The organism is Pseudomonas sp. MIL9, from assembly GCF_016887925.1.
Lineage (GTDB): Bacteria > Pseudomonadota > Gammaproteobacteria > Pseudomonadales > Pseudomonadaceae > Aquipseudomonas > Aquipseudomonas mohnii.
This window is the reverse complement of sequence record NZ_JAFEHE010000009.1, coordinates 37,511-51,234: the sequence shown is the minus strand read 5'-3', so window position 1 is coordinate 51,234 and position 13,724 is coordinate 37,511. Positions and strand designations below refer to the sequence as shown.

Below are 13,724 nucleotides of genomic sequence, written 5' to 3'. Positions count from 1 at the left end.
CCTGGGAGGGCTATTTTTGCTCTCGTAACAATTGAGCTGCGCGAACGGCAAAGTACGTCAGGATGCCATCAGCGCCGGCACGTTTAAAGGCGGTCAGGGATTCGAGGATCACCCCTTCACTCAACCAGCCATTCTGGATCGCTGCCATGTGCATGGCGTACTCGCCGCTGACTTGATAAACAAAAGTCGGCACTTTGAATTCTTCCTTGACCCGCCAGAGGATGTCCAGATAGGGCATGCCAGGCTTGACCATGACCATGTCTGCGCCTTCTGACAAGTCAGCCGCCACTTCGTGCAGGGCTTCGTTGCTGTTGGCCGGGTCCATCTGATAGGAGGCTTTGTTGGCCTTGCCCAGGTTCAGCGCCGACCCGACGGCATCGCGGAACGGCCCGTAATAGGCACTGGCGTACTTCGCCGAGTAGGCCATGATCCGCACATTGACGTGATCGGCCAGTTCCAGCGCCTCGCGAATGGCCTGGATGCGGCCGTCCATCATGTCCGACGGGGCCACCACCTGAGCGCCGGCTTCGGCATGGGACAGGGCCTGCTTGACCAGTGCGTCGACGGTGATGTCGTTCTGCACATAGCCTTCTTCGTCGAGAATGCCGTCCTGGCCATGGGTGGTGAACGGGTCCAGCGCGACGTCGGTGATCACGCCCAGCTCAGGAAACTGCGCACGCAGGGCGCGGGTGGCACGCTGGGCGATACCGTTGGGGTTCCAGGCTTCGGCGGCGTCCAGCGACTTGAGTTCCGGCGGCGTCACCGGGAACAGCGCCAGCGCCGGAATCCCCAGCTCGACCCATTTGGCCGCTTCTTCCAGCAACAGATCGATGGTCAGGCGTTCGACGCCCGGCATCGAGGCGACCGCTTCGCGACGGTTTTCACCGTCCAGCACAAACACCGGCAAAATCAGATCATCGACGGTCAACACGTTTTCACGAACCAGACGACGCGAAAAATCATCACGGCGGTTGCGGCGCAGGCGGGTTGCAGGGAACAAACGGTTGGCGGGGGTAAAGCTCACGGCAGACTCCTGAGCCCGCTGGCGTGCGAGCGTGACAGTTATAAGCGGCCATTATGACGATCGCGTGACAGTTATGTGCACACTGCGACATGTAGCCGCATTCCATTGTCCTTGTAGGAAATGTTCACGTCGAGACACATTTCGACACTTTCCTGAATGAGTACGAAGGGTTAGGCTGCGCGTTCATTTCGCCAGCACCCAGACAATGCTCCAACAATTTCTGCATGACTTCGGCTATTTTGCCTTGTTTCTCGGCACGTTCTTCGAAGGCGAAACCATTCTGGTGCTCGCAGGCTTCCTCGCGTTCCGTGGATACATGGATATCAACCTGGTGGTGGTCGTGGCGTTCTTCGGCAGTTATGCCGGCGATCAGCTGTGGTACTTCATGGGACGAAAGCACGGTCGCAAGTTGCTTGCGCGAAAACCTCGCTGGCAACTGATGGGTGACCGGGCGCTGGAACACATCCGCAAACACCCGGACATTTGGGTGCTGAGCTTCCGCTTCGTCTATGGGTTACGCACGGTCATGCCCGTGGCCATCGGTCTTTCGGGCTATCCACCGGGGCGATACCTGCTGCTCAACGGCATAGGCGCGGCGGTCTGGGCGACTGCGCTGGCCGCTGCCGCGTATCACTTCGGCGCGGTGCTCGAAGGCATGCTCGGCAGCATCAAGAAGTACGAGCTATGGGTCCTCGGCGCCCTGCTGGTGCTGGGCCTGGTTCTGTGGCTGCGCCGACGCTTCAAGAATGCCCGCCTGGCCCGGCAGATTTATGCCGACGAGCAAGCCTTGAAGGCTGAGCAGGCCAAAATCGAAAACGCTAAGACGCCAACCGAGTGAAGCGGTTTCTGCAGCAGTAGAGACCGATACCGCTGAGCAGGCTGTAACTGAGCAGGCCGACCCAGCCCACCGCGCTGGCCGGCCACAGCCCCACCAGTGGCGCCAGCCATACCAGCGGCACATTCGACGCCAGTCGCAACAACTCCAGCTTCAACGCCCACGGGCGATTCTCCAGGGCCACCCCCAGCACGAACAGCCCCAACGCCACGGCACTCCAGCCCAGGATCAGGGCAGCGGTCGGCAGGCTCGGCTCCAGATTCATCAAGTAGCTGCCCAACGCGATGTAAACGCAGAACTGCAGCAAGACGTAGAGCTGCTGACGTCCGTCCAGCGGCACCTCGAATTTGCGGAACTGGCTCAGGTCCGGTTTGTTCATCGGATATTTGGCCGCCACATCCGCCGGCCGCCAACCGGCGCGCATGAACCAGATCCGCCACTTGTCCCAGGTGCTTTCGGCGCGCCGCGCATCCGCCCACAACTGCGCATAGAACTGCACGTTCGCCCAGATCGGATTCCAGCTCGCCAGCGGCGTGGTCACACCGAAAATCACCGGTTCGTTGTCGTCCTCCTCCTGGAACGAGCCGAACAGACGGTCCCAAATAATGAACACCCCGCCATAGTTGCGATCCATGTAGAGAGCGTTCTGTGCATGGTGAGCCCGATGATTGGACGGCGTGACAAAGAACCACTCGAACCAGCCGAGCTTGGGAATGTGCCGGGTATGCACCCAGAACTGGTACAGCAGGTTCAGCGCGGCGACGCTGACGAATACCAACAGCGGTACGCCAACCACCGCCATGGGCAGGTAGAAGATCCAGCTCAACAGGAACCCGGTGCTGGTCTGACGCAGGGCGGTGGAGAGGTTGTAGTCCTCGCTCTGGTGATGCACCGAATGCGCGGCCCAGAGGATGTTGCGTTCATGGCCCATTCGATGCAGCCAGTAATAGCAGAAGTCGTAAAGGACAAAGGCGAAAACCCAGACCCAAACGCTGTCGGCCGAAAGCTCGAACAGCGCCAGATGCTTGAGGGCAAAGGCATAGGTGACCAGCCCCACGCCCTTGGTCAGCAGGCCGGTGGTGGTCGACAGCACGCCGGTGCTGATGCTGTTGATCGCGTCCGCCACCCGATAGTTGCTCACCCCGCGCCAACGGTCGGCCAGCAGCTCGACGGCAATCAGCACAAAGAAAAACGGCACCGCATACAGAATGAAGTCCATGACGCGCCCTGATCGGAATCCTGGGGACAGATCCTATGTGTAGCCGCGATTTAACCCTATGGCAACGAGTGACAAATTAGTGGACATTTAACGCCATGAATCTGGAGAAAAGCCCATGAGCAAAAAAGTTGCAGTGATCCTTTCCGGTTGTGGCGTGTACGACGGCGCAGAGATCTACGAAAGCGTGATCACCTTGTTGCGCCTGGACCAGCGTGGCGCGCAAGTGCAGTGCTTTGCCCCGAACATCGCGCAGCTGCACGTGATCAACCACCTGACCGGCGAAGAAATGCCCGAGTCGCGCAACGTGCTGGTGGAGTCGGCGCGCATCGCCCGTGGCGAGGTCAAGGACATCCGCGAAGCCAACGCCGAAGACTTCGATGCCTTGATCGTTCCCGGCGGTTTCGGTTCGGCCAAGAATCTCTCCAACTTTGCCGTCGAAGGCACCGGCTGCACCGTGCAACCGGACGTACTGGCCCTGACCGAAGCCTTTGCCGAGGCCGGCAAACCGGTCGGTCTGATCTGCATCTCGCCGGCCCTGGCGGCGAAAATCTACGGGCCGGGCGTGACCTGCACCATCGGCAACGACGCCGACACCGCTGCCGCCCTGAACAAGATGGGCGCGACCCACAAAGACTGCGCGGTCAGCGAAATCGTCGAAGACAAGGCGCGCAAACTGGTGACTACACCGGCGTACATGCTGGCGCAGTCAATCAGCGAAGCGGCCTCCGGTATCAACAAACTGGTCGACCGCGTGCTCGAGCTGACCCACGAAAACGACGCCTGACACCCTCTAATTGTGGGAGCAAGCTCGCTCCCACAGGGTTTTTCGTCCGACTCAGGCGTTACGCGATAACCGGGTCAATATCCGATCCAGCGCATTGGCAAACGCCTGCTTTTCCCGCTCGCCAAACGGTGCCGGGCCACCGCTCATCTGCCCCTGCTCTCGCAGATCGGTGAACAGGTTACGCACCGCCAGCCGGTCACCCATGTTCTGCGCATCGAACTCCTTGCCTCGCGGGTCCAGCGCGGCTACGCCCTTCTTCACCAGGCGGTTGGCCAGCGGCACATCGCTGCAGATCACCAGCTCCCCAGGCACGGCGTGCTCAACCAGGTAATCATCGGCCGCGTCCGGGCCGCTCGGCACCACGATCAGCTTTACCAACGCCAGACCCGGCTTGATCTGCGGCTGCCCGGCCACCAGCACCACTTCGAACCGGCGCTTCAGGGCGAACTTCACCACCAGGTCCTTGGCCGCCCTGGGGCAGGCGTCGGCATCGATCCAGACACGCATCAGTTTTTCCTCTTCCAAAAAGCATCGCGAGCAGGCTCGCTCCCACAAGGTTAGCGCTAATCCTGTGGGAGCGAGCCTGCTCGCGAATGTGAGCGAAGCGAATGCTTTAAGAAACAGCTACCCGACGCTTCTCAGCCACCCAGCTTCGACCATACAACACAACAATCGCAACAATCGCCACCGCCTGAGCACTCAGCGAATACGCATCGGCATGGATCCCCAGCCAGTCGAATTCAAAGAACGGCACCGGCCGTGTACCGAAAATCCCGGCTTCCTGCAGCGCCTTGACGCCATGCCCGGCAAACACCACCGACAGCGCGCACAGCAGAGCGGCGTTGATGCTGAAGAACAGTGCCAGCGGCAGTTTCGCTGAACCACGCAGGATGACCCAGGCGAGACCGACCAACAGCACCAGCGCCGTCGCCCCACCGGCCAGCACGGCGTCGTGACCGGCCGGGCCGGCCTGCAGCCACAGGGTTTCGTAGAACAGGATCACTTCGAACAGTTCACGATAAACCGAGAAAAACGCCAGGATCGCAAAGCCGAATCGCCCGCCACCGCCCACCAGGCTGCTCTTGATGTAATCCTGCCAGGCCGCAGCATGACGACGGTCGTGCATCCACACGCCGAGCCACAGCACCATGACGCTGGCAAACAGCGCCGTCGCGCCTTCCAGCAGTTCGCGCTGGGAGCCGCTGACATCGATCACATACGCCGCCAGCGCCCATGTCCCCAGACCGGCCAGCAACGCCAGGCCCCAACCGACGTTGACACTGCGCACCGCCGACTGCTGGCCGGTGTTACGCAAGAAAGCGAGGATCGCCGCCAGTACCAGAATGGCTTCCAGACCTTCGCGCAGCAGAATCAACAGGCCGGAAATGAAGCTCAGGGACCAGCTCAAGCCATCGCTGCCCAGCAAGCCGGCGGACACTTTCAACTTGGCCTTGGCGGCTTCCAGGCGCTGCTCGACCTGTTCGACCGGCAAACCGTCCTGCAACGACTGACGGTAAGCCATCAGCGATTTCTCAGTGTCTTTGCGCACGTTGGCGTCGACGTTATCCAGCGAGCTTTCGACCAGCTCGAAACCTTCCAGATACGCCGCCACCGACAAGTCATAGGCTTGATCGTGTTCGCCGGCGCGATAGGCCGCGAGGCTCTTGTCCAGCGTGGCGGCGGTGTAGTCGAGCAACTGCGCCGGGCCGCGCTTGACCTGCGGGGGTTGCGCCCGCTGGGCCCGGAAAGTAGCGGCCGCTTGCGGGCCGTCGGCAGCCTGTACTTCGGCCGGGGTCTGACGGGCCAGATCGGCAATGTTGTAGGTCTTGTCGCCGCTGGCGGTCGCCGGATCGGCGCTGAAGCCGGCGATATAGGTGGCCAGATCCCAACGCTGGCGATCGTCCAGTTGGTCGGCGAAGGCCGGCATGTCGGTGCCTTCGACGCCGAGCCCCAGGGTGCTGTAGATCCCGTAGAGGCTCAGTTGATCCAGGCGCGCAGCATCACGCAGATTGGCCGGTGGCGGGGTCAGGCCGACACCCGCAGGGCCGTCGCCAGCGCCTGCATCACCGTGGCACACCGAACAATGCTGGGCGTACAGGGGCGCGCCGCGAGTCGGGTCGGGGGTAATGACCGGGGCCTGGCTGACCTCGTAGGCCACGGCCAGTTTCGCGCCCAGTTGCCGGGCCTGGCGGGCAACCTCAGCGCCGTCCTGACGCGCCGTGATCGCCGCATGCAGCGCACTGATGCCCTGCTCCAGCCCGGCTTTTTCCGGCTTGCCCGGCATGGCGGCGACCAACCCTTGCAACACCCCGGTGAATTCGAGCTGTTCGCGGTATTCAGATTCGTCAATGACCTTGCCTGCCCGCACCGTTGCCGGGTAATCCGCGCCGATGTAGTCGAACAGGTGCAGCGCTTGCGGCGCACCTTCCACCGTGTCGGCCAGCAGGTGGGAGCTGCATAAGGCCAGCAACGGTACGAAGAGCCAGGCCAGGAAACGGGACGGGGCAATCATGAATGAATCTCAATTGGAAACACGAAGTAATATATTGTTCACTCTCAATGACTTTCGCTCAAGCTTTGTCTGCTCTGCTGGCGTCAGCGCGAAACCAAGGGCCAGCGCCCGTATCGACCACCTGCCACCCTCTCGGTAAAGGGCGCCAAGCCAATCGGGTGCGCTGATCCCACCCTTGCGACAATAAAAAAGGCGACCTGTATAGGTCGCCTTTTTTGTCAGCGCGGGTTTAAACGGCGGCTTTGCGCAGGGTCGCCATGAAGGCAGCGGCACCAATAAACAGCCCGGCAAAGGTGCGGTTCATGCGTTTTTGCTGCTTGGGCGTGCGCAACAGGCGCAGCACCCTGGACGCCAACCCGGTGTAACCGGCCATGACGATCAGATCGACGCAGATCATGGTCACACCAATGATCAGGTACTGAGCCAGCAGCGGCGCGTGGGGATCGATGAATTGTGGCAACACCGCCAGCATGAACACCAGCGCCTTGGGGTTGCTGATGTTGACCAGGAAGCCACGGAATATCAGTACCAGCGGTTTGCCGATCGGGCGCACGGCGGCGTTATCGCTCATGTCGCTGGGCAACGCGCGCCATTGCTTGATCGCGAGATAAACCAGATACGCCACACCGAACCATTTGATCGCATAGAACGCGGTCGCCGATGCCGTAAGAATCGCGCCCACACCGGCGCCGACAATCGCGATCTGCAGCGCCAGCCCCAATTGCAGGCCAAGCGCATTCCAGTACCCACGCCAGAAACCGTATTGCAAGCCGCTGGACATCGACGCAATGGCGCCAGCCCCCGGAGAAAGACTGATCACCCAGCAGACGGCAAAAAAAGCCAGCCATGTTTGAAGCTCCATCGCACACCTCGACTCAGACTCGTGACAGGCGTCTAAGCTAATGCGGCTTTGGGCCGATGACTACCGATTTTTTGTCGGACATGACGACCGCCGACCAGCGTGGCCGGCGTGTCGGCTACTTTTCGAAACCGCTTGAAGGAAAGGCATCACTGCCGCGCCAGCGTCGAACCGAGCGCTGAAAGAACAAACTGTTCGGCACTTGCACCATGGCGCTGCCGGTTCCGAGCTCTTCGGCTTCGACCAAAGTGGTGTAAAGCAAATTGATCGCTACTACCCGACCTTTGACGCCGGGCTTGTCGGTGGTGTCCACCAACTCGACCACATCCCCCAGCCGAAACGGGCCGACGGTGAAGATCAGAATCGCGCAGAGCAAGTTGGAGAGCACGCTCCACATGGCAAAAAACGCGACTGCAGCGACCGCGACAAAACCCGACAGCGCCGTCCAGAGCACCGTGGCCGAAACCCCGAGGCGCTCCAGCACGAAAATCAGTGCGCTGCCCATGATCAACCAACGCAGGCCTCCGCGCAGGGGCATCAGCAACTGTGGCGGAAACGGGTAGCGTTCACCGAGTCGGGTCAGGCCCTTGGCAACGAAGCGCTGGGCGAGGTAACCGGCCAGCAGGATCAGCAGGATTTGCACGCCGAGCCAGATCGGCTCGACCCACACCGCTGGCAACGGCAGCTTGAAGGCGTCCATCAGGACAGCGCCTCCAGCTCCGCCTGCATGCTTTCCAACAGCTCCAACGCCTCCATCCAGGCTTCTTCCAGCTCCGCCTCACGCACCTTCAGCTTGGCCTGTTCGGCCAGCAGATCCCGCAATTCGTTCTTGCGCGCCGGTTCGTAGATGTCGCTGTCGCCGAGGCTGGCATCGATCTTTGCCAGTTTCTCGTGAAGCTTGCCCAACTCGGCTTCAAGCTTGTCAGCCTCACGCTTGTGCGGCGCCAGTTGCTGACGCAACGCCGCTGCGGCCTGACGCTGGGCTTTCTTGTCGGTCTTGTCCGGGTTGACCGGCGTGGTGCTGACCGGGGCATTGCGCTGGCGATACTCCACCAGCCAGCGGGTGTAGTCCTCCAGGTCGCCGTCGAATTCTTCGACCTTGCCATCAGCTACCAGATAGAAATTGTCGGTGGTGCTTTTGAGCAAATGACGATCGTGGGAGACCACCAGCACCGCGCCACTGAATTCCTGCAGGGCCATGGTCAGCGCCAGGCGCATTTCCAGGTCCAGGTGGTTGGTCGGTTCGTCGAGCAGCAACAGGTTCGGCCGGTCCCAGGCGATCAGCGCCAACGCCAGACGCGCCTTCTCGCCACCGGAGAAATTCAGCACCGGCTCATCGATCCGCGCGCCCCGGAAGTCGAAGCCACCGAGGAAGTCTCGCAGTGTCTGCTCGCGCTCGGTCGGCGCCAGGCGCTGCAAGTGCAGCAGCGGGCTGGCCTTGGAGTCCAGGGAATCAAGCTGATGCTGGGCGAAGTAACCGACAACCGTGTTTTCGCCACGGGTCAAGCGACCGGCCAGCGGCGTGAGTTCACCCGCAAGGTTCTTGATCAGGGTCGACTTGCCCGCGCCGTTGGGACCGAGCAGGCCGATCCGCGCGCCGGGGGTCAATTGCAGCTTGACCTTCTCCAGCACGGTTTTCTCGCCGTAACCCAGACGGGCATCGGACAGGTCGATCAGCGGGCTGGAGATTTTCTGCGACTCGCGGAAGACGAAGTCGAACGGTGAGTCGACGTGGGCCGCGGTCAACTCTTCCATCCGCTCCAATGCCTTGATCCGGCTCTGGGCCTGGCGGGCCTTGGTGGCCTGGGCCTTGAAGCGGGCGATGTAGCTTTCCATGTGCGCACGTTGCGCCTGCTGCTTCTCGTACGCCTGTTGTTGCTGGGCCAGGCGTTCGGCGCGGGCGCGTTCGAAGGCGCTGTAGCCACCGCGATAGAGCGTGATCTTGCGCTGATCGACGTGAGCCACGTGATCGACCACGGCATCGAGGAAATCCCGGTCGTGGGAGATCAGCATCAAGGTGCCGGGATAACTTTTGAGCCACTCTTCCAGCCAAATGATGGCGTCGAGGTCCAAGTGGTTGGTCGGTTCATCAAGCAGCAACAGGTCCGATGGGCACATCAAGGCCTGCGCCAGGTTCAGACGCATCCGCCAGCCACCGGAGAAATCTCCGACCTGACGATCCATCTGGTCATTGGTGAACCCAAGGCCCGCCAGCAGCTTGCGGGCACGGGCATCGGCGGTGTAACCGTCGGCGCTGTCGAGTTCCGAGTGCAGACGGGCCTGAGCGGCACCGTCATGGGCCGCTTCGGCTACGGCGAGGTCGCGTTGCACCTGGCGCAGGCGCAGGTCGCCATCGAGCACGTAGTCGACCGCCAGGCGTTCGAGCGTATCGACTTCCTGGCGCATGTGGGCGATACGCCAGTCGGCCGGCAGGAAGCAATCACCCGAGTCCGGGTGCAGTTCACCCCGAAGCAAGGCGAACAGGCTCGATTTGCCGGCGCCGTTGGCACCGATGAGGCCGGCTTTCTGGCCGGCGTGCAGCGTCAACTCGGCGTCTTCTAGCAGACGTTGCGGGCCACGCTGTAAAGTCAGGTTCTGAAGTCGAATCATAATGGCGGCGGAGTCTACCAGCTTCGCTCGCAACTGGCGCGAGTAGCACTATGTCCTCTGACCTGTGGAGCTTTTCCCTGACCACTTATGCCCGTCCGGGCGTTGAACAGGCGTGTCTGCAATTGCAGTCGGCGGGCGTCAACGTGTGCCTGCTGCTGTGTGCGGCATGGCTGGGACAGCGGGGAGTGGCCTGCAATGAGCAACGCCTGCAGCAACTTCGCGGTGTGGCTGAGCCGTGGGACAACGATGTGGTGCAACCGCTGCGGGCATTGCGCACGCAATGGAAAACCATCGCCATGCTGGACGCCGACCTGCATGGGCTACGCGAACAGGTGAAGACCCTGGAGCTGGAGGCCGAGCGACATCTGTTGCTACGACTGGAGCGATCGGCCCAAGGTTGGCCGCAAGAGAAAGGGACCGATCTCTCGGCCTGGCTGGAAGGTGTAGCGGCAGGCGCCGCTCACCTGGACCGAGACGCGCTGCATCAGCTGCGCGTCGCGGTATCCGGCACTTAGGAAGCGCTGGTTGGGTGGGTGGTGGCTGCGCTCGGAACAGCGGCCGGCGTTGGAGCAGACACGGCTGTCGAGGGAGTGGCGGCCGGAGCTGATGTTGCCGCCGCAGCCGGGACGGCTGGCTTGGCAACTGGCGCGGTGGCCGGCTTGGCGGCAACCGGTTTTTTCACGGCGGGTTTAGCGGCGGGTTTGGCCGCAGGTTTTGCAGCAGGCTTGGCTGCGACTGGCTTGGCAGCAGCGGCAGGTTTCGCCACAGCAGGTTTGGCGGCTGGTTTAGCCGTCGTTTTTGCAGCAGGTTTAGCCGCTGGCTTGGCCGCGGTTTTAGCGGCGACAGGCTTGGCGGCCGGCTTGGCAGCAGGCTTGGCCGCTGCAGTTCTGGCGGCTGGTTTGGCCGCTGGTTTCGCAGCAGCGGTTTTCGCTACGGCCGGTTTGGCAGCGGCTGTTTTTGCAGCAACCGGTTTGGCAGCGGCTGGTTTCGCAGCCGTCGTTTTAGCCGCCGGTTTCGCAGCGCTGGCCGCGACAGGTTTTTTCGCCGCAGGTTTTGCAGCAGGCTTGGCTGCGGCTTTCACCGGTGCCTTGGCAACTGGTTTGGCGGCAGGCTTGGCCGGTGCTTTTGCAGCAACCGGTTTGGCAGCGGCTTTCTTCGCAGGGGCCGCAGCAGGCTTGACTGCGCGCAGGGACAATGCCTTGCCGACAGCCTCTTGAACGCGACCAACGCCCTGGGCCAGTTTCAGGCTTTCTTGAGCGTCGCGCTTGAGTTGCAGGATATAGCCGCGAGTGTCCGACTGACGCTCCTTGAGGGCATCCAGCAGTTCCTCGAGTTCCTTCACTGCGTCCTTGGCTTTGGCTTGCGCCTTGGCCTTGCCGGCCGATGCAGCGTCCTGCAACTTGGTGCGGGATTTGTGCAATTTTTCCTGCGCTTTTCCGCGCTGCTTTTCCAGCTTGGCGAGCAGTTTTTCAGCATCAGCCAGCGCTTCGGAACAAGCGGTTTCTAAGTGCTCGAGCAAGCTGCCCGAGAGTTGTTGAAGTAAGTGCAACGGGGTATTTACAGGCTTCTTGGTGGCCGACATGGTTTACCTCCTGGCTGACGTGGGTGCGGCTCATACTAGACCTCTGCTGCTACCGCCGCTAGGGCATCTTGACAGTATCCAAAGCGTTGCGTTGCAACGAATCGAAAATGTTCTGCGCTTGTGTAAAAGCAGTTCACCGTTGAACGCATTCTCACTGGCATAATCGCCCGCATCTCAGGTTGGAGAGTGCCCATGTCGCGCTACTTTTTTTTATCGCTGTGCGTGATTTTTTCCGCGGCCCACGCTGCCGAAAAAACGCCGGAAAATGACGCTCACAACCTCGCTTACAGCCTGGGTGCGAGCCTCGGCGAACGCCTGCGCCAGGAGGTTCCCGATCTTCAACTTCAGGCGCTCGTCGAAGGTTTGCAGCAAGCCTATCAAGGCAAGCCACTGGCGCTGAAAGACGAGCAGATCGAACAGATCCTCAACGAGCACGAAGCCCGGGTCGCCATGCAATCACCTGAGCCGCAAAGCGAATTGGCGCTGGAAAAAGAACAGCGCTTTCTCGCCGAGGAAAAAGCCAGGCCCGGTGTTCGTGAACTGGCGGATGGAATACTGCTGACAGAACTGGCGCCAGGTACGGGTGCCAAGGCCGGGCCAAACGGCAAGGTCCAGGTGCTGTATGTCGGTCGCCTTCCCGACGGCACGGTGTTCGACCAGAACAGTCAGCCGCAATGGTTCAGTCTCGATAGCGTGATCAGCGGATGGCGCAGTGCACTGCAGCAAATGCCGGTCGGGGCGAAATGGCGCCTGGTGATTCCATCGGCGCAAGCCTATGGCGCCGATGGTGCCGGCGACTTGATCGCGCCGTTTACACCGCTGGTGTTCGAAGTCGAATTGCGCGGCGCCACTGGCTGAACCACGGAAACGAAAAACGGTGCGCAAGGCGCACCGTTTTCAGTATTGCGAAGAGTGACTTCAGGCCTGAACCGAATCTTCTGCCTTGTGAGCGGTGTGCAGAACTTCGATCAGGCAATCCTCCAGTTCGAAGCGCTCGTGCAACAGACCACCCAGCTCCTTGAATTTCTCTGCCACGCACTTGCCTGCATCGCACAGGTCATTGAACGCGAGCAGTTTTTCGGTGATGACGTCGATGCGCGGGTAGAGGGTTTCTGCCAACTCCAGACCACGCTTGTCATTGAAAGCCTTGGCTTCACCGGTCAACTGTTCGTAGATTTCGAAATGCCCGGCGGACACGTAATCAACCAGGACACCGCAGAATTCCTGCAAAGGTTTGCGGTTTTCCCCCAGAGCCTCGGGCTTGGCACCGAGAGTGTCATAGGCATGAACCAGTTCGTGACGTTCCTGCAACCAACGATCGATCAGCAGATGTACTCCACCCCAACGTTCCTGAGCATTCTGACAACTTTCGAGCATGGCGATCTCTCTTCCCTTGTGGGTCATGCTGCCCTACACCCGTCGTAATCTTGAAGACCAAGAATCGGCCAGGCAGAGCGTCATCGAGCAACATAATTCCAATGACACGTGCCGGCCAGATTATGCCCGCACGTCTGTGGCTTCAAGGTACGCAGGCGATAAAGTTCATACAAGTGTTTAATCACCTACAAGCGTCCGGTGCGACGACTCGCCGCTGAGCGGTCGCTGCAAGGCGACCCAGGCTTGACGCAACAGCTGATAAATCCCCAGGGTCATCATCGAGATAAAGAACAACAGACTCCACTCCGGGATGCTCAAATCAAACAGCGTCCAGGAGATTTGTGCGCAGTCGATGGTGCCTTTGAACATCTGCCGCACGACGCACATCCAGGGCGAGTTTGCGAACAGATCACTCAGATTGGGCGCGCAAGTCGACAATTGATGTGCCGGATCGCTTTGCAGCAACACCTGCCGCCACGCGAAGACTGTTCCGGCCAAGCTGAAAAGCACACCGAACAGCCAATACAGGACAGTCCCGAAGCGACCGGGCCCCTGCACCGAAGCCGTCAGACAGACACCTGTCAGCAATGCCAGGCAACCTCGTTGCAACAGGCACAAGCCACAAGGTTGGAGGCCGACCGCATACTCCAGATAGTACGACACGCCCAGCACCAGGGCGCCCGCAATGAAAACCAGGAAAAACAGGGAGCGTGAGCAGGCCAGAGGCATGGCTTTTCCGTAACAGTAAGGACCGACAGCTACGGTAGAGGAAAGCGGAACAGCCTTTCAAGACAGGCCGGCGGGGACACTTCAGCGCAAGTGTAGGGAATTCCCGACAGAAGCGAGAGGATCAGGTGTAGCCCCTTGTAGGATTCTGCTGAAGACGCATCACGAAAGAAAAATTCCGACAAAATTTTCGCCA

Annotated in this window: 14 protein-coding genes; 4 read left to right on the top strand and 10 right to left on the bottom strand. The window is 60.8% G+C overall.

Translation table 11 applies throughout. From position 1 onward, the window contains the following. Positions 1-10: 10 nt before the first annotated feature. Entirely contained in the window at positions 11-1,024 is a 1,014-nt protein-coding gene (hemB, locus tag JQF37_RS12065; protein WP_130205680.1) for a porphobilinogen synthase, read from the bottom strand. A gap of 205 nt (positions 1,025-1,229) precedes the next feature. Here hemB and JQF37_RS12060 point away from each other — a divergent pair, with 205 nt between their 5' ends. Then, positions 1,230-1,862: a DedA family protein gene (locus JQF37_RS12060; protein ID WP_130205678.1), complete on the top strand. Its 633-nt coding sequence runs from the start codon at positions 1,230-1,232 to the stop codon at positions 1,860-1,862. On the opposite strand, the gene JQF37_RS12055 is transcribed toward JQF37_RS12060, so the two are convergent. Next, positions 1,843-3,078 (bottom strand): sterol desaturase family protein, encoded by a 1,236-nt coding sequence (locus JQF37_RS12055; RefSeq protein ID WP_130205676.1) that lies wholly within the window; start codon positions 3,076-3,078, stop codon positions 1,843-1,845. The two genes, JQF37_RS12060 and JQF37_RS12055, sit on opposite strands and share 20 nt — an antisense overlap. Positions 3,079-3,193: 115 nt before the next feature. Between JQF37_RS12055 and elbB the strand changes: the two genes are divergently transcribed. Beyond that, positions 3,194-3,862 carry an isoprenoid biosynthesis glyoxalase ElbB gene (gene elbB / locus JQF37_RS12050; RefSeq protein WP_130205674.1) on the top strand — a complete coding sequence of 223 codons (669 nt, stop codon included), beginning with the start codon at positions 3,194-3,196 and terminating at the stop codon, positions 3,860-3,862. Positions 3,863-3,913: 51 nt separating this feature from the next. Here elbB and JQF37_RS12045 read toward each other — a convergent pair whose 3' ends face one another. The 5 genes from JQF37_RS12045 to JQF37_RS12025 form a co-directional block, all read right to left on the bottom strand. After that, entirely contained in the window at positions 3,914-4,369 is a 456-nt protein-coding gene (locus tag JQF37_RS12045; protein ID WP_130205672.1) for a YaiI/YqxD family protein, read from the bottom strand. A gap of 106 nt (positions 4,370-4,475) precedes the next feature. Further along, a complete protein-coding gene (locus JQF37_RS12040; protein WP_130205670.1) occupies positions 4,476-6,374 on the bottom strand; it encodes an FTR1 family protein in 1,899 nt (632 codons plus the stop codon). Positions 6,375-6,603: 229 nt separating this feature from the next. Next, positions 6,604-7,236, bottom strand: a complete 633-nt coding sequence (locus JQF37_RS12035) for a LysE family transporter (protein WP_130205668.1) — start codon at positions 7,234-7,236, stop codon at positions 6,604-6,606. A 115-nt stretch (positions 7,237-7,351) separates the two neighbouring features. Then, a complete protein-coding gene (locus JQF37_RS12030; protein ID WP_130205666.1) occupies positions 7,352-7,933 on the bottom strand; it encodes a mechanosensitive ion channel family protein in 582 nt (193 codons plus the stop codon). Next, positions 7,933-9,843 (bottom strand): ATP-binding cassette domain-containing protein, encoded by a 1,911-nt coding sequence (locus tag JQF37_RS12025; protein ID WP_130205664.1) that lies wholly within the window; start codon positions 9,841-9,843, stop codon positions 7,933-7,935. The genes JQF37_RS12030 and JQF37_RS12025 overlap by 1 nt, the downstream gene beginning before the upstream one ends. Positions 9,844-9,893: 50 nt before the next feature. On the opposite strand from JQF37_RS12025, the gene JQF37_RS12020 reads away from it, so the two are divergent. Continuing rightward, positions 9,894-10,358, top strand: coding sequence for a TIGR02444 family protein (locus tag JQF37_RS12020; RefSeq protein WP_130205662.1), 465 nt, complete (start codon positions 9,894-9,896; stop codon positions 10,356-10,358). Here JQF37_RS12020 and JQF37_RS12015 read toward each other — a convergent pair. Further along, positions 10,355-11,425 carry an AlgP family protein gene (locus JQF37_RS12015; protein ID WP_130205660.1) on the bottom strand — a complete coding sequence of 357 codons (1,071 nt, stop codon included), beginning with the start codon at positions 11,423-11,425 and terminating at the stop codon, positions 10,355-10,357. The two genes, JQF37_RS12020 and JQF37_RS12015, sit on opposite strands and share 4 nt — an antisense overlap. 192 nt (positions 11,426-11,617) lie before the next feature. Between JQF37_RS12015 and JQF37_RS12010 the strand changes: the two genes are divergently transcribed. Beyond that, positions 11,618-12,283 carry an FKBP-type peptidyl-prolyl cis-trans isomerase gene (locus JQF37_RS12010; RefSeq protein WP_130205658.1) on the top strand — a complete coding sequence of 222 codons (666 nt, stop codon included), beginning with the start codon at positions 11,618-11,620 and terminating at the stop codon, positions 12,281-12,283. Positions 12,284-12,343: 60 nt separating this feature from the next. On the opposite strand, the gene JQF37_RS12005 is transcribed toward JQF37_RS12010, so the two are convergent. Both JQF37_RS12005 and JQF37_RS12000 read right to left on the bottom strand, forming a co-directional pair. Beyond that, positions 12,344-12,802, bottom strand: a complete 459-nt coding sequence (locus JQF37_RS12005; RefSeq protein ID WP_047534903.1) for an Rsd/AlgQ family anti-sigma factor — start codon at positions 12,800-12,802, stop codon at positions 12,344-12,346. A gap of 177 nt (positions 12,803-12,979) precedes the next feature. Continuing rightward, positions 12,980-13,531, bottom strand: coding sequence for a disulfide bond formation protein B (locus JQF37_RS12000; protein ID WP_130205656.1), 552 nt, complete (start codon positions 13,529-13,531; stop codon positions 12,980-12,982). Positions 13,532-13,724: the final 193 nt, after the last annotated feature.